The organism is Ensifer adhaerens, from assembly GCF_001270265.1.
Classification (GTDB): Bacteria; Pseudomonadota; Alphaproteobacteria; order Rhizobiales; family Rhizobiaceae; genus Ensifer; species Ensifer adhaerens_B.
The window spans coordinates 45,066-63,618 of the sequence record NZ_LGAP01000028.1; the positions used below are offsets into that span (position 1 = coordinate 45,066).

Below are 18,553 nucleotides of genomic sequence, written 5' to 3' on the forward strand. Positions count from 1 at the left end.
TTATCGCGCGTCAGGGGTTGAAGTGGCCTGGCCTGTTCAAGCGCCCCGTTGAAACCTTACCCGCCTGCTTTTCGTCGCTCTTTGCGCGTGCGTTCTCGGCTGCCTGCCTGTCGCGTTCGCGGGCCTTCTTCCAGACGAGAAAAACGACAGCCAAGAAATAGCCAATCTGCATCAGGACGGCGCAGATCAAGGTTTGAATAAGGGTCGAGGTAAGCGAACCGTTCAGCAGATAGGTGACGATGGCAAACACCGTCAAAGCGCCGATCATGCTCGCAAAGACGCGGGGTGCGAACATCGCGCTACCTAGCCATCGGGTCTGTTGTTGGTGTCTCCATCGGAGCTAAGGCCCTTCCCACCACAGAGGTTCAATATATTGGCGGTTATCCCTCGGTTCAACCGACAATAACCGCAGATGCAATATAAGCCGCTATAGCCCCTAAAATGTTTATGTCGCCTTTAGAACAGGCGGCTGCCAATCAAATTCCGTTGATTGCACGCAGGGGAGCGCACCCAGGGAATCGGTTTGAACCCGACCATATTGAGGGTGGGCGAAACTGAACAGGACGCAATATGCCGTCCCATATTCCACCCTCTGTGGGTTTCGCCTTGTTTCGTTCGTCTCGAGGTTGGCCTTCGATCCGCCTTCATTATCAACTTTTGTTACAAGATTCGCGTTTGTGAACGTTTTGTGCGTGCAGTGCAAAAGAATGCTGCATTGCAAAATACATCGGAGAATTTGACGGATCTCAATTTACGAAAGGCGAAAATATTCCGGCGCAAGAGGAAAGCAAACATCCTTGGTTGAAGGTATGGTGCATTTGTTCATGAGTAATTTCCGATTATCCGGAAACTACATTGAGATCGACTGGAAGCCACTTGGTCTTCAATGAATAGATGATCTTCGTTCACGAGGAAATATTACATATTCGCAATCAATGATATACGTTCGCGAGCGGTGGGCGCGGCGTCGGTCATCATTTCGCCTTTAAAAAGCAAAATCTAACCATACACTCATTCTTGGATACGAGTGCGCCCCAAGGGGACCGACCAATCGCCAACGTAAATGGAGTCTTCTCTATGAAGTCTGCGACTCGATCGGCCAATTCGCCGTTTTTCAGTACCGCAGAGTCGGGAGCATATCGTCCGGTAGGAGGAATCTCGAAGCGTGGCTTCGACATCTTCACCGCGTCGCTGGCTCTTGTCTTTCTCAGTCCGCTCTTCCTGCTCTTGATGATGCTCGTCAAGTTTTCCGACGGCGGTTCCGTTTTTTACGGGCACCGCCGTATCGGCCATAATGGCCGCTCATTCCGCTGCCTGAAGTTCCGCACGATGCGGGCGGACGGGGATCGGATCTTGCAGGAATATCTCCGCAACAATCCGGCCGCCTACGAGGAATGGCGTGCAACACGCAAGCTGCAGGACGACCCGCGGGTGACCGTCGTCGGCAGCGTGCTGCGCAAACTCAGCCTCGACGAGCTGCCGCAGCTCATCAACATCATCCGTGGCGAAATGAGCATCGTCGGCCCGCGCCCCGTCGTCGAAGACGAACTTGAACTCTACGATGCGGCAGCTGTGTTCTATCTGCAGTCCCGCCCGGGCCTGACGGGCCTTTGGCAGATCAGCGGCAGGAATGACGTTTCCTATGCCACCCGCGTTGCCTTCGACACGCATTATGTCCAGAACTGGTCGCTGATCCGCGACTTCTCCATCGTCGTCAAGACAATCCCCGCAGTCTGCTTTTCTCGCGGCAGCTACTGACGAACGCTGCGCCACGGAGCCTGACGACCTCAGTCGTCGGACGCCGGCGCGAGCGACCAGCAACCGGGAAACTGTAATGAAACATCAAATTGCCAAAGGGAGATCGCGTATCTCCCTCCCCAAGCCGTATTCCCTAAAGGTCGCCATGCTGGCGGCCATAACAGTGTTCGGCGCACTGCCTGTTCATGCCGACGAGTACCATCTCGGTGTCATGGACAAGTTGAAGATCCGCGTGGCCGAATGGCAAACAGCCGAAGGCGCGGTGCGCGACTGGTCGGTGGTGAGCGGCGAATATACCGTCGGTGCCTCCGGTATGGTTTCCATCCCCTTCATCGGCGACTTGCCGGCGGCCGGCAAGACGACGAATGAGATGAGCGAGGCGATCGGCGTCAAGATGCAGACGCTGTTCGGCCTGCGTGACCGGCCTTCGGCTTCCGTCGAACTCGCCCAGTACCGTCCGGTCTATCTTGCCGGGGAGATTCAGAAGCCCGGCGAATACCCTTTCGCGCCGAACCTGACGGTCCTCAAGGCCATCAGCCTTGGCGGCGGCTTGAGGCGTTCGGAGAGCGGCCAGCGCTTTGCACGCGACTATATCAATGCCCGTGGAGATTCGAGCGTGCAGGTTTCCGAGCGCAACCGGCTGCTGATCCGACGCGCGCGCCTGCAGGCGGAGATCGCCGGCAAGGACAAGATCGAGCTGCCGAAGGAACTCAAGGACGCGCCTGACGTCGCCGGGCTGCTCGAAAGCGAGGCGGCGTTGATGGTCTCGCGCGACAAGAGGCAAAAGCGCCAGCTGGCGTCGCTTGCCGATCTCAAATCGCTGCTCGAAAACGAAATCCAGGCGCTGGCGAAAAAGTCGGAAACCCAGAACCGTCAATTGGATCTGGTGATCGAGGACCGGGACAAGATCGAGGGACTTGCAGAAAAGGGACTGGCGCTGAGTGCGCGCAAGCTCGCACTGGAGCAGCGCGTGGCCGAGCTGCAGGCGGCCGTTCTCGATATCGACACGGCATCCTTGAAGGCAAAACAGGATGTCAGCAAAGCAACCCAGGACGACACCAACCTGCGCAACGACTGGGACGCCCAGCTTGCCCAGGACCTGCAAAACACCGAAGCCGAGCTCGATACGCTCGCGATCAAGCTTGGCACCAGTCGCGACCTCATGACCGAGGCGCTGTTGCAATCGGCCGAAGCGGCGCAGACCAAGGACAACACGTCGGAGGCTGTCGTCAGCTATTCGATCGTCCGCGAGAAGGACGGCAAGGCGCAGCAGATCGCGGCCGACGAGAACACGCCGGTGCTGCCAGGCGATGTGATCAAGGTCGAAGCCAACCTGGCCATGCGCTAGAGCATTTCCAGGAAAAGTGCGAAGCGGTTTTCCGTCAGGAAATGCGTAGAAACAAAGAGATAGAGCGTTTCTGTAACTCCGTTTAAACCGGAAACGCTCTGAGGGATAGCGATGAGGATTTCCAAGGCAAGCCTCGTTTCTCCTGGTGGGAACCAGGCCTACGGTACGTTTGCGCTGGCGATATCGTTCTTCGTCTTTGCCTATTCCTCTCGGTTTGGGCAGGCGTCGATCCTCGTCTACTACGCGCTGTGGCTGCCGCTGGTCCTCGTCGACTATCGAAGGGTGCTCGGCAATTACGGCAAATACATCTGGATCCTCGCCTTTGCGGTCTTTGCCTGCCTGTCCGTCTTCTGGTCGGCAGCACCTGGGATGACCGCAAGGACCGGGATTCAATATCTCTCCCATGTCATTTGCGCCTTGGTTGCCATGCGCACGATCGACATCCGGACGCTCGTGCACGGCGCATTGGCGGGTGTCGGCATTGTGCTCATCTATTCGCTGCTGTTCGGCGTCTATCACCTCGATCCGCTGGACGGCACTTTTAGCTTCGTCGGTGCCTTTGCGTCGAAGAACCAGCTTGGCTTTTACGCGTCTCTCGGGATCTACTTCGCCTTCATCGCGCCCGTCGCGCTCGGTGAACGCAGGCTTTGGCTCGGCGTCGCTGGGGTCGTGGGGCTGATATCCGCCTATTCGCTGTTTGCCTCGCAATCGGCGACGTCGGTTCTGACGGCCGTCGCCATCGTTGGCTGTTGGCTCGGCATGCGCGCCGTCGGCATGCTGTCACCTGGCCATCGCAAGGGATTGTTCCTGGCCGCTGTTGTCGTCGGTGGCGTAACCGCTATCGCCGCGGTCTACGGCGGTGGCGTCGATCTTGTTCTCGGCCTCTTCGGCAAGGATTCCACGCTCACCGGACGAACCTATCTTTGGCAGCAGGGGATAGGGGCTGCGCTGTCATCGCCTTTTGTCGGCGTGGGCTACCAGGCCTATTGGGTTCAGGGCTTCTCGGAACCAGAGCGCCTCTGGGAGGAGTTTTTCATCGCGACCCGCTCAGGCTTCCATTTCCACAACACCTTCATCGAGGCGATGGTGGAGACCGGTGCGATTGGGCTCGTGCTCCTTTGCACCGTACTTCTGGTCACCGTCTTCGGCCATATCAAACGGTTGCTGGCCTATGACCATCACACGGAGTCCTCGGTGCTCTTCGGTGTGGCCATGCTGCTTTTCGTACGGGCGTTTGTCGAGATCGACATCATGAATCCCTATCACGTCGGCTCCTTCTTGCTCTACTTCGCAGCCGGCAAGCTGACGATCAGGCAGGGCCGGCGCGTCGTCAGCGAGCGCCGCCTCGCTGAGGGCAGGGTGCTGGCAAGCCACCATCCGCAGCTGAGGTTTTGATGACGCCTGCGCCGATGAAAACCATCCACGGCATACAGTACCTGCGCGCGCTTGCGGCGCTGGGGGTCGTGCTGTTTCACGCGGCCGAGAGGACGGGCCATCACTTCGCGATCGGGGCTGCCGGCGTCGACGTCTTCTTTGTCATCAGCGGCTTTATCATGTGGGTGATCAGTGACCGTCGCCCGGTCGCTCCGCTTTCCTTCCTCAAGGAGCGGCTGCGCCGGATCGCGCCGATCTATTGGCTCGCCACCGTGGTGATGATCGGGGGAGGCGTTGCGGGTCTCTTCCCGAACCTCGTGCTGACGGCCGAACATATCCTCGCATCCCTGATGTTCATTCCTGCACGCTCGCCGAGCAGTGGCGAGATCTGGCCGGTGCTCGTGCAAGGCTGGACACTCAATTTCGAGCTGTTTTTCTATGTCGTCTTCGCGGCATCGTTAATCCTGCCAAGACATCGCCGGCTGCCGATGATGGCGGCATTGTTTCTGGTGCTGGTGTTGCTCGGCCTTGCGATCGATACCGAAAACCCGCTTCTCTTGACCTACACCCGCCCAGTCATCCTGGAATTCGTCGCCGGCATGATCGTCGCTGAATTCTGGTTGCGGGGCAGGGTCGTTGGATCGCGGCTCGGCATCGTACTCTTCCTTGGAGCACTGGCCGGATTTGCAGCTCTGGCCGTGTTGCGCCTGCCATTTGACGAGAAGATATTGGGGCCGCTGGCGGTCATGCTTGTCGTCGGCACCCTTGCGCTTGAAGCCGACGGCCGGTTTCAGAAATGGGCGTTGCCAACCCTGCTCGGCGATGCCTCCTATTCGATCTACCTCTGGCACACCTTCGCCATATCGGTCGTCGTTAAGGGGGCTGCGATGATGGGTCTGGACTCAGTGTTGACTCTACTCTGCGCACTAGCCGCAGGCACGCTTGCCGGCGTCGCAGCCTATCTCATGCTCGAGCGTCCGCTCATTCGGCGCACCCGCTCCAGATTGCCTCTGAACCGGGTACGTCAGGCATCCTGACCATCTAAGCCAAGTATGCGGTCAGCCGAAGCGCCTGATGTCAGGCGCCCTGGTTGCGGCGGGAATGCCAGTTCCAGGCCGTGCGCGTGATCGCCGCCAGGTCATATTGCGGCTCCCAACCGAGCACTTCGCGGGCCTTGTCATTGTTGGCGACAAGCGTGGTCGAATCTCCTTCGCGACGATCGACATAATCGATGCCGAAGTTGCGACCGGAGACATCGGCGATCGCGTTCAGCAGTTCCTTCACCGTCGTGCCGGTACCCGTACCGAGATTGAGTTCGACGCTGTTGCCGCCTTCAAGCAGGTATTCGACGGCGCGCACATGGGCGTCGGCAAGGTCGAGGACGTGGATATAGTCACGCACGCAGGTGCCGTCGCGGGTGTCATAGTCCGTGCCAAAGACCTTGAAGCTGTCGCGGCGGCCAAGGGCGGCATCGATCGCCAGCGGGATCGCATGGGTCTCAGGTTCGTGCCACTCGCCGATCCGCCCTTCCGGGTCGGCGCCGGCGGCGTTGAAATAACGCAGGATGACCGAGCGCAGCCCCTTGTACTGGCCATAATCCTTCAGTGCCTGCTCGCAGACCCACTTCGTGCGCCCATAGGGGTTGATCGGCGCCTGGCGGTGCTGTTCGTCGATCGGCACGCTTTCCGGCAGGCCGTAGGTGGCGCAGGTCGACGAAAACACGAAGGCTTCGATGCCGGCGGAAAGTGCCGCCGACAGAAGGGTCAAGGTCCCGATGACGTTGTTGTCGTAGAAGGAGACCGGGTCCTTGACGGATTCACCGACCTCGATCATCGCGGCGAAATGCAGGATTGCCCGCGGCTTGTGGCGTGCAAGCACCTCATCGAGGCGCTGGCGGTCGCGGATGTCACCCTTTTCCAGAACACCCCATTTGACGAACTCCTCATGGCCGTTCGACAGATTGTCGTAGACCACGGGTTCGAATCCCTTGGACGCAAGCTGAAGGCACGTGTGCGAGCCGATATAGCCGGCGCCGCCGACGACAAGAACCTTGTTATTTGTCATGAATATCTCAATCTCGGGCTTGGAAGGAATTGGCAAAGTTTTCAATGAACAATGGCCAAATTGTCAATGGCTCGTGAAGCATTTCGCGCGAGTTAGTGCACGCTCTTTCCGCGCCATGATCCGCATGCCGCTTGAGACCACCAAAAGAAGGCAAGGAAGCGGCTTCGGGAGAAATATCTCCAGCGGCTCGGCGACGGGGATGCTTCTTTCCCTTCGCTTGAAACATATAGCATATTAATTTACTAGATTTAGTTGATAAGCCGGCGCTTGGTCGTACGATAGCCTTCAGACATCTAGAGGAAGGCTCCCATGACGACGAAACTGAAACGGCTCGCGCTGACGCTGGCGACACTGACCGCCTCCGGCTTTTTCCTGCCCGGCGCTTTTGCAGAGGGGGCAGGCGACCCGGTCAAGGGCGGGACGCTGATCTATCTCGAGCAGCAGGCCCATACCAATCTCTATCCGCCGGCCGGCGGCTTTTACCCGAATGGCGGCATTCTCAATCAGATCACCGACAAGCTGACCTACCAGAACCCGAAGACGCTCGAAATCGAGCCGTGGATCGCAGAATCCTGGACGGTCAATGCCGAGGCGACCGAGTACACCTTCAAGATCCGGCCGGGCGTCACCTTCTCCGACGGCACGCCGCTCGATGCTGCAGCCGTCGCGAAGAACTACGACGTCTTCGGGCTCGGCAACAAAGCGCTGAAACAGCCGGTCTCTGAAGTGATCAACAACTATGAGCGCAGCGAAGTCATCGATCCGCTGACGGTCAAATTTTACTTCAAGAAGCCGTCGCCAGGCTTCCTGCAGGGCACGTCGGTGATCGGCTCGGGTCTCGTCGCCGCAAGCACGCTGGCGCTTCCGTTCGAACAACTGGGCGACGCCACCAAGATCATCGGCTCCGGTCCGTTCGTCGTCGACAGCGAGACGATCGGCAAGGAGCTGAACCTTAAGGTGCGCGAAGAATACGCCTGGGGACCGGCGAAGTTGGAGCATCAAGGCCGGGCCTATCTCGATGGCATCAAATACATCATCACCGGCGAAGACAGCGTGCGCATCGGCGCTCTGCTGGCTGGCCAGGCCGACTTCATCCGGCAGGTCCAGGCCTATGACGAAAAGCAGGTCGAGGCACAGGATTACCAGATCTACGCGCCTTCGACCCGTGGTGTGAACAACAGTGTCGTCTTCCGGCCCGACAATCCGCTGGTCGCCGACGTCAAAGTGCGCAAGGCGCTGCTGCACGCGACCGATACTAAGGAAATCGTCACGACCCTGTTTTCCGCCAACTACCCTCAGGCCACATCGATCATCGCCTCAACGGCGCTCGGCTACCGCGATATTTCGGCAAAGCTCGCCTTCGATCCGGAAAAGGCGAAAGCTCTTCTTAATGAAGCCGGCTGGACGGTCGGTGCCAATGGTCTGCGCCAGAAGGATGGCAAGGAACTGGTGCTGACGGCCTATGAATCCCTGCCGCAGCCTCAGAACAAGGAAACGCTGCAGCTCGTCGCCCAGCAATGGGGCAAGCTTGGCGTCAAGCTGACCGTCCTTGCCGGTGACAGCGGCAGCAGGATCGTCGACGATCTCGACCCGCTGAAGACGCCGGTTTCGCCGGCCATGGTGGGGCGCGCCGACCCTGATGTGATCAAGAGCCAATACTATCCGAAGAACCGCGACGTTTTGCGCCAGAAGGGCGGACAGAGCGACAAGGTCCAGAGCTTTGCCGACGACAAGCTGAACGGCCTGCTCGAGGCGCTTGCCTCTGAGCCTGATCGTGAAAAGCGGCTGACGATTGCCGGTGAGGTTCAGGACTACGTCGTCGACCAGGCCTATGCAATTCCGATCTTCGAGGAGCCGCAAGCCTTCGCCGGTGCTCCTTACGTCCAGGGTATCGCCTTCGAGGCGGTCGGCCGACCGAGCTTCTACAGCACCTGGCTTGCCGAACACTGATACTGACACTGGCACCGACCTCCCGGCCACGCGCATTGCCGTGGCCGGCCTCGCAATGAGACCAAGCAGAGGAACGGCGAATGTCCGGATATTTGCTCAATCGCCTGGGGCAGGCGTTGTTCGTCCTATGGGCGGCTTTCACCATCTCTTTCGTGTTGCTTCAGGCGATGCCCGGTGATGCCGTCCTTATCAAGTTTCAGAACCCGGAACTCGGGCTCAACCCGCAACAGATCGCCGATATCCGGGCGTCCTATGCGGCCGACAGTGCCATCTGGGTGCAGTATCTCCAGACGATCGGCCGCTTTCTCACCGGCAACTTCGGTTACTCTGTTCAGGCGGGCGTTCCGGTCAGCACGATGCTTGCCGCCCACCTGCCGGCGACGCTCAAACTCGCATCCCTCGGCTTCATTCTTGCCGCTGTCTTTGCCGTTGCCATCGCCTTCGTGTCGAGCCTCACGCCCTTCGCCTGGCTCCGTGGCGCGATCCAGTCCGTGCCGTCGCTTTTCATCTCGATCCCGACCTTCTGGCTCGGCATCATGCTCATCCAGATCTTCTCCTTTCGCCTGAAACTCGTGCCGGTGATCAATCCCGGCCCCTGGCAGGAACTGATCTTGCCGGTCATCACGCTGGCGGTGCCAATCGCCGCGCCGCTTGCCCAGGTGCTGGTGCGCAACATCGACGACGTGCTCACACGACCCTTCGTCGCCGTTGCCCGCGCCAAGGGCGCGACCCGCCACTGGGTCCTGTGGCGGCACGTTGCCAAGAACGCACTCCTGCCGACGCTCACCATCGCCGGCGTGCTCTTCGGCGAACTCATCGCCGGCGCGGTCGTCACCGAGACGGTCTTCGGCCTCAACGGCATCGGAGGGCTGACGGAAAGGGCTGTCGGCAGCCAGGACGCCGCCGTGCTCCAGGCGATCGTCGTGCTCTCGGCGCTCGCCTTCGTCATCATCAATCTCATCGTGGATCTGCTCTTTCCTGTGCTCGATCCGCGTCTTCGAACAAAAGCAGGAGCCACGGCATGACCACCTTCGACACCGTCCACGACGACATCATCGCGCCAGGGCGGGGGCACGGGGCGGGCAGGCGCTTGTCGCTGCCCCTTCTCATCCGCCGATTGCCGCCGGGTCTCGCGCTGTCCTGGCTGGTCTTGGCTATCGCCTTCCTATGGGCGGTCGCACCATCACTTTTCACCAGCTACAACCCGCTCGAAGGAGTCGGCGGCGAACAGCTGCGGCGGCCGGATGCCAGCCATCTGCTCGGCACTGACGCGCTCGGGCGCGATCTCTACGCCCGCATTGTCTATGGTGCGGTCCATTCGCTGACGGGCGCCTTCGTCGCCGTTGCCCTTGGTCTTGTCATCGGTACCGGCCTCGGAGTTGTTGCGGGTTCGGTCCGGCGCCGGGTTGACGATGCGATCATGCGGCTTGTCGACGTTTTGCTGTCGATCCCGCCCTTGCTCCTGTCTCTCAGCATCATCATTCTGCTCGGCTTCGGCACGGTCAATGCGGCGATTGCCGTTGGCCTCACTTCGGTTGCCGGCTTCGCCCGTCTGGCGCGCTCGGAAGTGGTTCGTGTCCGGCGCAGCGATTATGTCGAGGCGGCTTTCGGCAGCGGCGGCACCTTCACCTCGGTTCTTCGGCGGCATGTGTTGCCGAACTCGCTGACCTCGGTCCTGGCCATTGCCGCTTTGCATTTCGGGTCGGCGGTGCTGCAGATCTCGACGCTCGGGTTCCTGGGCTATGGCGCACCGCCGCCGACGCCCGAGTGGGGGCTGCTGATTGCAGAAGGCCGCAACTACATCTCGACGGCCTGGTGGCTGACGACCGCGCCTGGTGTCATCGTCGTTCTGGTGGTTCTGGCGGCCAATCGCGTCAGCCAATCCTTCGGCAAGGTGCCAGCATGAACAGCTCGATCACCCCATATCCGCCGGTGCTCGAGATCGAGAACCTGTCGATCTCCTACAATGACGGCGTAGCCCATCGCCGGGTCGTGCACGATGTTTCGTTCCGGATCGAACCCGGCGAGGTGGTGGCGCTCGTGGGGGAATCCGGCTCCGGCAAGACGACGACGGCGCAGTCGATCATCGGTTTGCTCTCGGCCAACGGCCGTATCGAAGGCGGCAATATCAAGCTCAACGGCACGGACATTTCGCGTTGGTCGGATCGTCAGCTCGATACGGTGCGGGGCGCCAAGATCAGTCTGGTGCCGCAGGACCCGGCAAGCTCGCTCAATCCCGTCAAGACGATCGGGGCGCAGGTTGGCGAGATTCTTCGGATCCATGGCGCCGCAAGCGGTCGCGACGTCGAACCCCAGGTGATTTCGCTTCTAGAGCGCGTCGGGCTGAGCGAGCCTGCGCTCAGGGCGCGGCAATATCCGCATGAGCTTTCTGGCGGCATGCGCCAGCGCGTGCTGATTGCCATCGCGATCGCGCTGAAGCCGCAGCTCATCATCGCCGACGAGCCGACAAGTGCGCTCGATGTCACGGTCCAGAAACGCATCCTCGACCTGATCGACGAATTGCGCACTGAGTACGGCACATCGGTGCTGCTCGTCACGCACGACCTTGGCGTTGCCGCTGACCGCGCCGACCGGCTTGTCGTGTTGCAGGGCGGGCGGATTCAGGAGCTTGGGGCGACTAAGGTCGTGCTTGCCGCGCCGCGCAGCGCCTACACCCGGCAGTTGATTGTCGACGCGCCGTCGTTCTCGGCCGTTGCCCGCAAAGCACCGGCGACCGCGCGTGAAAAGCCCGTACCTTCAGACGACGATGTCGTTATCGTTGAAGGCCTTGTGCAGGACTTCGTGCGGTCGGACGGCGATGGAAAATCGTTTCGTGCCGTCGACGGTCTCAGTTTCCGGGTCCGCCGCGGCACGACCCATTCCATCGTCGGCGAATCCGGTTCCGGTAAGACCACGACCATTCGCGCTATCGTCGGGTTTCAGAAGCCGACAGCGGGCAGCATCGAGATCGATGGCACCGATCTCTCGCAGCTTCGCGGCGAAACACTGCGTCAGTTCAGGCGCAAGATCCAGCTTGTCTACCAGAACCCCTATGGTTCGCTCGATCCACGTCAGGCGGTGTTCGATATCGTTGCCGAGCCGTTGCTGAATTTTGGAAGGCTCGCCCGCCCGGCACGCGAAGAGAAGGTCCGGGCGATCCTCAACCGCGTCGGCCTGCCGGAGGCGGCCCTCAGTCGCCGTCCGCATGCACTTTCAGGCGGCCAACGGCAACGCGTGGCTATCGCACGCGCACTCGTGCTCGATCCCGACGTCGTCGTCCTCGACGAGGCGGTCTCGGCCCTCGACGTGACGGTGCAGGCCCGCATCCTCGATCTTTTGGATGAACTCCAGCGCGATCTCGGGCTGACCTACTTGTTCGTGTCTCATGACCTCGCGGTCGTGCGGCAGATCTCCGATACGATATCCGTGCTGAAGGACGGACGTCTGGTCGACGGAGGAACGGTCGAGGACGTCTTCGAACGACCGGGCAGCGACTACACCCGTGAACTCATCAACGCCATCCCCGGGCAAAAACGAGCAGCCCTGGTCTAACGACGCGGGAATGAATGACAGGACGGAAAATGACTAAGACGACGCCACGCAAGCGACTAGGCTTCTTTACACGTCTCCTCGACGACGTTCCCGCCGGCGCACGCTACCACTATGCGGCCGAGCAGATAGCAACCGCCGAACGCTTCGGCTTTGATACGGCCTGGGTGGCCCAGCACCACTTCCATGCCGATGAAGGCGGCTTACCGGCACCACTCGTCTTCCTGGCGCATGTCGCCGCGCAGACGTCGCGGATCAGGCTCGGGACCGGCGTCATCACCCTGCCACTGGAAAATCCGATCCGCGTCGCAGAGGATGCGGCCGTGCTCGACCTTCTCTCCTGCGGACGTGTCGAAATCGGCTTCGGTACCGGCGGCACACCGTCCTCCTTTACCGCCTTCGGCCTTGAAAGTGCCGAGCGCGGAGACATTTTCGCGCGGCATCTGCGTGTGGTTCTCGATGCCTGGGCGGGGCGTAGCCTTGCGGGTGGAGACCAGCTTTATCCGACCGCACCGCAATTGCTCGACCGGATCTGGCAGGCAACATTCTCCGTCGCCGGCGGAGAGCGAGCAGGGCGCGCCGGAGACGGCCTCATGCTGTCGCGCACGCAGCCCCGGACTGTGGAACGCCCGGATGCGCCACTCGCCGAACTTCAGAATCCGATCATCGACGCCTATCTCGCGGGATTGCCGGCAGGTCAGACGCCGCGGATCCTGGGATCCCGTAGCCTCTTCGTGGCTGACAGCCATGCTGAGGCACTGCGCCTGGCCGAAATCGGTTTGCGGCGCGGCGCTGAGCGGCTGATTGCAGCCGGCCACAAGCCGACCGGCAATTCGCTCGCCGAGCTGATTGCCGCTTTCGATGTCCATGTCGGTACGCCCGACGATGTGATCGAAAGCCTTCGCGGGGATACGACCCTCGATCGGGTCACCGACCTCGTCTTCCAGGTGCACTCCATCGATCCGCCACACCCGCTGATCCTGCGTTCGATCGAGCTGATCGCGACCAAGGTCGCACCGGCGCTCGGATGGGCACCGGAGGAAAAATTCGCACCCCGCCGTCTCGGGGCCGTCGGCTGACCGCATCAATCACAGCAGCGACACCGGCGGCGCCACCCAATTGAAGGAAGGAGACTTACCGTGACCACATCAACACCCGATATCATCGACCTGTTGGCCGGCATCAAGCCGGGCTCATCGCTCGATCGTATCCGCACCCAGCGGCCGGAAACGCGCGAGCAGGCGCAGAAGAGCTATCTCGCACTCTTTGAACCGGACAATTTCGGCGATGTTTCGCTGGTCGAACGCCAGGCAATCGCCAGCTTCATCGCCGGGCTGCATCGGCAACCGGATATTTTTGAGTTCTACGTCAGTCCCTTGGAAGAAAGCGAAGCAAACCGCTGGCTGGTCGAGGTGATCAAGGCCGAGATCGGCGCGGCCCAGGCCGTCGGACCCTATGGGCAATATCCAGCCGGCCCTTTGAGCGTCGAGGAGGCGTCCGGCCCGATCTATCAGGTGTCGAACGCCGGCCGCGAAGCGCTCGGAGCAAAGCTCGCAGCAGCACTGGAACATGCGCATCTGCTTGTCTTCCATCTGCGTGACGCGAGCCCGAAAGCGTTGCAGGCGCTCATCGATGCGGGTTGGACGACAGATGGCATCGTAACGCTGTCGCAGCTCGTCTCATTCGTTGCGTTCCAGATCCGGGTGATCGCCGGCCTTGGTTTGCTGGCGGCCTCCAACAGGCGTGCAGCCGCCTGAGCTTCAGAAGGAAGTGTTTCATGACTGACCACATCATCACGCCCACGATCGAAAATCGCCCCGTCGAGTTCACGCAGGCTGAGATCGGCTGGACCCCGTGGCTTGAGCCGCTCGCAGAGGACGACCTGACGCAGGCGCATCTTGTCGGCCTCGTCGAAGCATCTCGGGCGAAGTCGCCCTACTTCCGCCTGCTCGTTCGCGATCCCGCGGTTCTCGAAGCGCGAACGAAGACGGATAAGGATATTTTCTACAACACCCGCACGGGCTTGCCGCGTGCCGAGCGTGAGCTTGCAGCGACCGCCGCGTCGCGGTCGAACGGCTGTATTTTCTGCGCCTCCGTGCATTCGCGTTTCGCCTCGCACCACTCCAAGCGCGGCGACGACGTGCAGAAGCTACTCGATGAGGGTGTGGATGCCGATCTTGGCGAACGCTGGAACGCGATCGTTGCAGCCTCGGTGGCGCTGACGGCGACGCCCCCTGCATTCGGCGATGATCATATCGAACGGCTTTCTGCAGCCGGCCTCGACGAACTCGAGATCGCCGATGTCATTCACGGCGCCGCCTTCTTCAACTGGGCAAACCGCCTGATGCTTTCGCTCGGCGAGCCGACACCGGCGGTGCAATGATCTGAGATTGAGAGGCCCGGGGCCGGCATAGTGTACGGCCCTGCCAGATGCCCTCACGCGATCGTTCCGTGGCCGAAGGCTCAAGTGTTGTGAAGAGAGCCAATGGCTTTGACGGTACGGCCAGGCCGTATCGCTCAGCCTCATTGAGGACGAACCGAACAAGGCGCGAGCATTGCCCGCGCCTTGTTGGTATTCGTTATTGGTCCCCACCACGGCGGCGGGCCATCTGATACTTAACGCCAATCCGGCGACCGACGCCTATTGGGTCGGGGCGAGCGGTGGTTCGACCTGTCTGCGCACGAGCTTTCCTTCCTCCGCCTTGTAGAAGAACTGGCTCGAGACCAGCCATCCCTTGAGCGGCCGAAGAGGCGGTATGCACGTGAGCAACATGAACGGACCGGTCACAAGAAGGTGCATCCAAAGCGGCGCGCTGTATTGCACTTCCAGCCAAACGCCGAGCAGCACGCTTGGCACGCAGCCGAAACAAATCACGAAGAATGCGGGGCCATCGGCGGGATCGGCGAACGAATAGTCGAGATCGCAGACCTCGCACTTCTTGCGCATCTTGAGGAAGCCTTCAAACAGATGACCCTGGCCGCAACGCGGACAACGGCCGCGCAAGCCGGTTTGCATCGGGGGTATCGGAGGCCAGTCGTGATCCGAAGACATATGCGTTCCTTTCAGGCGTCTGCGGCGCAGCGCTTTCCAGCGCGCCTGCTGATATGCCTGGGTGCGGTCGACGAAGATTCGGTGCCGCCTCAGGCCTGCCGGGATTAAGCGCCCAAAACCATACATTGTCAATTTATTGTATGCATACATTGCTGCGACAATTTCGCCGACGGCAAACACAAAGCCTCAAACGACGAGGCTCGATGCCGCTGGAGATTGCTCGATCAGGTCCGCAATCGTCATCAGGCTGCGCTGCAACTCCTCATGCGTCCGCGCCGCACCAAGGCCAAGGCGCACGGCCTCCGGCGCCGGACCGAGCGCAAAGGCATCGCTGGCAACGACGCTGATGCCCGATGCCCGCAACCGGCCGGAAAAATCGCCTCGCGTCCAGGGCGGCGGCAGGTGTAGCCACAGGTGGAAGCCTTCCTGGTCCGTCTGGACAATGTCCTTTGGCAACAATCGGCTGACCATCGCCTGCCGGATTGTCACTTCGCGGCGGATGGCGCCAAGGACTTCGGCTGCTGTGCCGTCTTCAATCCAGCGTGTCGCAATCGCGGCATTGAAGGGAGGAGCCATGCCGCTCGTCGCACGGATCGCGCCCTCCAGGCGAACGCAGCTTTGGCGATCCGGAACGACGAGATAGGCAATCCGCAACGCCGGCGACAGGCACTTGGCGAGACCTGCGATGTGGTAGACAAGGTCAGGCGCAAGCGCCGCCAATGGTGTCGGCACAGAAACTGGAAGCGCGCCATAGGCGTCATCTTCGATGATCGTCACGCCATGGCTGCGCGCAATGGCGACGATAGCCTTGCGGCGCTCAAGCGACAGCGTCGATGTTGTCGGGTTGTGAAGCGTGGGATTACAATAGAGCGCCTTTAATTTTCTGCTTCTGCAAACGGCTTCAAGCTGCTCTGGCATCATGCCATTTCTGTCGACGGCAACGCCGAGGAGCTCGATGCCGAGATGGGCGGCCAGCGCCCGCAAGCCAGGATAGGCTATGGCCTCCGACGCAATCGCTTCACCAGGCTTTACGAGACTGCTGATGGCCGCAAGCAGAGCGCTTTGTGCGCCTGCGCAGATCAGCACGCGCTCGGGCGGGATTTCTCCGAGGCGCGGCCGCAGCCAGCCTGCGCCGACTGCACGATTGTGCAGCGCGCCGCCCGCCGCCTGATACCGCATCAACAGATCGAGGCCGTGCTCGCCCTGCAGGCTGTTGATGTCGCTCCACAGCCGCATCGTCAGGGCAGCGTCGTCGAAAAGCGGCGGCAGGTTCATGCTCATGTCGACAAGGCCATCGGCTGCGGGCTGCAGGCCCTTCATCCTTCGGGTCTTAACGTAGGTTCCCTGACCGACGCGCCCTTCCACCAATCCGCGGTGTCGTGCCTCATTGTAGGCCCGGCTCACTGTGGTGAAGTCGATGCCCAGGGCGCTGGCGAGCGCGCGCTGAGGCGGTAGACGTGTGCCTTCGCACAGGCGACCTTCGGCGATATCAGCAGCGATGGCGTCGGCAATGGCGATATAGAGCGGTCCGTTCGCTTTCCGGATAGCCGGCAGCCAGGTCGTCTCCGATGCGTCCGCAGTCATGGCGCTACCTCAAATCAATATTGTATGGATATTGCATGTTTCCATACGCTGACGCAAGTTGTTGTACCTTGAGGCGGTGCCAGCTTGCTCATCGCTTCCGCATCAGTGCGGAGATCGGTAGAAACCGTCGAGCTGTTTTCCGTTGTCGCGGAAACCCTGGGAGCTTTTGGACGTTCAACTTACCCGGAGACTTGAGAACTGGGCGCTCGTTGCAGACACGCGGTTGCATTTGCCTGAGGGCTCACCCGGTGGCCAATATACCATCGTGGCCCGCGTTGCCCCCGAGGCTGACTTGGACAAAACTTGTTTGCCATATCGCGCGGCTGTCATTTGCGCGAAGAGCAACAATGTCATACGCTTAAGCCGTGATGCGCTATTCCCGCGGTTGTTTCGCCGCCGCAGCGCGCAAACGAAAAATGCAACAGAACCGGTCCACCTTAAGGGCCGTGGAGCAGCGCCATGCAGATCCCCAAGCCAATGCCCATTCGTTCATCTGTCGCAACCGGGGAGGGTGGGTTCAGCGACACAGTCGGGATCAAACGCGCCACGCGCGGCTGTGTCAAACGTTCGGCCATCGGACTGTCTGCAATCCTGGTGACGCTCACCCTCTCGAACCTTGCCTATGCGGCGAACTGCAAGGGCCCGTCGGCGCCGGGCGCCGACTGGAGCGATTGCAACAAGAAACAATTGATGCTCGGCGGCATCGATCTCGAGGGTGGCAATCTCGTCAGTACGGACTTTACCCTGACGGATCTGAGGGGCGCCAATCTTACGGCGGCAAACCTGGAGAAGGCGACGCTGGTGCGTTCGTCATTGGCTGGCGCCAGAGCCGACAAGGCGAATTTCGCCAAAGTTGAAGCCTATCGAACCAGTTTCGCCGGCGTCTCGGCGGAAGGCGCTTCCTTCAACAGTTCCGAGTTGCAGCGGACGAATTTCAGCGGCGCCAAGTTGACGGGCGCCGACTTCGAGAAGGCCGAACTCGGGCGCGCCAATTTCGAGAAGGCCGTGCTGACGGGCACGCGTTTCCCGATGGCCAATCTGTCGCGCGCCACATTCAGCGGCTCCACCTTCGAAGGCCCGATCGACTTCACCGATGCCTTCATGTTCCTGACGCGTATCGAAGGCGTGGACCTGTCGGCCGCGACCGGGCTCGAGCAGGAGCAGGTCAACCTGACATGCGGCGACAGTGCCACCAAACTGCCGGCGGGGTTATCCGTTCCGGCCAATTGGCCTTGCCCGGTCGACTGAGCGAGGGCAATCACTCAACTGAGATGTTGCTTGGCGGCGATCGCCAGGCACTCTTTGAATGCCTCGAGGTCGGTCAGGCGGTCGGCTTCGGCCACTTCGCGTTTAACGAAGGTTCCGCCGCGCGCCAGGATGCCGCCATCAAGCATGAGATTGTCGGCCATATCGAAGTCTTCAATGCTCAGCCCGTCCGGACCAGCCATGCGGCCGTCCGGGCGCACCGCGGCGTCACCGCCGTAATGTCCGTGAAGGATGCGGTCGTAGTAGCTTCGTGACGTGTTGGTGTAGGCATAGACATGGCGGCCACGGCCGCACATGAAGCCGAGCTCGAAAACCGTGCCGACGTCGGCGCTGATGCCGCGAAACGGCGTCAGATTGGCGATGATCATGTCGCTGGCCAGCATCATGCCTTCATCCACACCGTAGATGGCAAGGCCACGGGCATGCTTGGTTTCGGCCGGCGGAATTTCCAGGTCGCCCGGCACGAGCGGCGTAAAACCCGCCACACGGGCAAGCTCGGCCTTCTGCGCCTGGATCTCCACAGCATTGCTCAGGAACACTTCAGGTCCGGCCAAATATACTTTCACGATCATGCCTCCTTGCGGATTTCCCAGCCAGTCTAGGGAGGG

17 protein-coding genes are annotated in these 18,553 nt (G+C 60.9%); 12 read left to right on the forward strand and 5 right to left on the reverse strand.

The annotated features are described in order from the left end of the window. Positions 1-10: 10 nt before the first annotated feature. Positions 11-295 carry an exopolysaccharide production repressor protein gene (locus tag AC244_RS27675; RefSeq protein WP_053252034.1) on the reverse strand — a complete coding sequence of 95 codons (285 nt, stop codon included), beginning with the start codon at positions 293-295 and terminating at the stop codon, positions 11-13. Positions 296-1,077: 782 nt separating this feature from the next. Between AC244_RS27675 and AC244_RS27680 the strand changes: the two genes are divergently transcribed. The 4 genes from AC244_RS27680 (at position 1,078) to AC244_RS27695 (ending at position 5,517) form a co-directional block, all read left to right on the forward strand. Further along, on the forward strand, positions 1,078-1,758 hold the full coding sequence (locus tag AC244_RS27680) for a sugar transferase (protein ID WP_053252035.1): 681 nt from the start codon (positions 1,078-1,080) through the stop codon (positions 1,756-1,758). 145 nt (positions 1,759-1,903) lie between these two features. Next, positions 1,904-3,106, forward strand: coding sequence for a polysaccharide biosynthesis/export family protein (locus tag AC244_RS27685; protein ID WP_321166237.1), 1,203 nt, complete (start codon positions 1,904-1,906; stop codon positions 3,104-3,106). Between the two features lie 111 nt (positions 3,107-3,217). Continuing rightward, positions 3,218-4,501: an O-antigen ligase family protein gene (locus AC244_RS27690; RefSeq protein WP_053252037.1), complete on the forward strand. Its 1,284-nt coding sequence runs from the start codon at positions 3,218-3,220 to the stop codon at positions 4,499-4,501. Positions 4,502-4,515: 14 nt separating this feature from the next. Then, positions 4,516-5,517, forward strand: coding sequence for an acyltransferase family protein (locus AC244_RS27695; protein ID WP_053252081.1), 1,002 nt, complete (start codon positions 4,516-4,518; stop codon positions 5,515-5,517). A 40-nt stretch (positions 5,518-5,557) separates the two neighbouring features. On the opposite strand, the gene galE is transcribed toward AC244_RS27695, so the two are convergent. Then, positions 5,558-6,544, reverse strand: coding sequence for a UDP-glucose 4-epimerase GalE (gene galE, locus AC244_RS27700; RefSeq protein ID WP_053252038.1), 987 nt, complete (start codon positions 6,542-6,544; stop codon positions 5,558-5,560). 309 nt (positions 6,545-6,853) lie between these two features. On the opposite strand from galE, the gene AC244_RS27705 reads away from it, so the two are divergent. The 7 genes from AC244_RS27705 to AC244_RS27735 all read left to right on the forward strand — a co-directional run bounded on the left by AC244_RS27705 (position 6,854) and on the right by AC244_RS27735 (position 14,426). After that, the gene (locus AC244_RS27705; RefSeq protein ID WP_053252039.1) at positions 6,854-8,494 is read left to right on the forward strand and encodes a TIGR04028 family ABC transporter substrate-binding protein; all 1,641 of its coding nucleotides are present in this window, start codon (positions 6,854-6,856) and stop codon (positions 8,492-8,494) included. Between the two features lie 80 nt (positions 8,495-8,574). Beyond that, positions 8,575-9,519, forward strand: a complete 945-nt coding sequence (locus tag AC244_RS27710; protein ID WP_053252040.1) for an ABC transporter permease — start codon at positions 8,575-8,577, stop codon at positions 9,517-9,519. Further along, entirely contained in the window at positions 9,516-10,400 is an 885-nt protein-coding gene (locus tag AC244_RS27715; RefSeq protein ID WP_053252041.1) for an ABC transporter permease, read from the forward strand. The genes AC244_RS27710 and AC244_RS27715 overlap by 4 nt, the downstream gene beginning before the upstream one ends. Then, on the forward strand, positions 10,397-12,046 hold the full coding sequence (locus AC244_RS27720; protein ID WP_053252042.1) for a dipeptide ABC transporter ATP-binding protein: 1,650 nt from the start codon (positions 10,397-10,399) through the stop codon (positions 12,044-12,046). The genes AC244_RS27715 and AC244_RS27720 overlap by 4 nt, the downstream gene beginning before the upstream one ends. A 29-nt stretch (positions 12,047-12,075) precedes the next feature. Next, on the forward strand, positions 12,076-13,122 hold the full coding sequence (locus AC244_RS27725; RefSeq protein WP_053252043.1) for a putative FMN-dependent luciferase-like monooxygenase: 1,047 nt from the start codon (positions 12,076-12,078) through the stop codon (positions 13,120-13,122). 60 nt (positions 13,123-13,182) lie between these two features. After that, positions 13,183-13,800, forward strand: coding sequence for a CMD domain protein (locus tag AC244_RS27730; RefSeq protein WP_053252044.1), 618 nt, complete (start codon positions 13,183-13,185; stop codon positions 13,798-13,800). Positions 13,801-13,820: 20 nt separating this feature from the next. After that, entirely contained in the window at positions 13,821-14,426 is a 606-nt protein-coding gene (locus tag AC244_RS27735; protein WP_053252045.1) for an alkylhydroperoxidase domain protein, read from the forward strand. Between the two features lie 258 nt (positions 14,427-14,684). Here the strand turns inward: AC244_RS27735 and AC244_RS27740 are convergent, their stop codons facing one another. Both AC244_RS27740 and AC244_RS27745 read right to left on the reverse strand, forming a co-directional pair. Next, positions 14,685-15,095, reverse strand: coding sequence for a DUF983 domain-containing protein (locus AC244_RS27740; RefSeq protein WP_053252046.1), 411 nt, complete (start codon positions 15,093-15,095; stop codon positions 14,685-14,687). A gap of 186 nt (positions 15,096-15,281) precedes the next feature. Then, positions 15,282-16,679, reverse strand: a complete 1,398-nt coding sequence (locus AC244_RS27745; RefSeq protein WP_053252047.1) for a PLP-dependent aminotransferase family protein — start codon at positions 16,677-16,679, stop codon at positions 15,282-15,284. A gap of 459 nt (positions 16,680-17,138) precedes the next feature. Here AC244_RS27745 and AC244_RS27750 point away from each other — a divergent pair, with 459 nt between their 5' ends. Further along, entirely contained in the window at positions 17,139-17,927 is a 789-nt protein-coding gene (locus tag AC244_RS27750; protein ID WP_234717046.1) for a pentapeptide repeat-containing protein, read from the forward strand. A 14-nt stretch (positions 17,928-17,941) separates the two neighbouring features. On the opposite strand, the gene AC244_RS27755 is transcribed toward AC244_RS27750, so the two are convergent. Further along, on the reverse strand, positions 17,942-18,517 hold the full coding sequence (locus tag AC244_RS27755; RefSeq protein WP_053252048.1) for a nucleoside 2-deoxyribosyltransferase: 576 nt from the start codon (positions 18,515-18,517) through the stop codon (positions 17,942-17,944). Between the last annotated feature and the right edge of the window lie 36 nt (positions 18,518-18,553).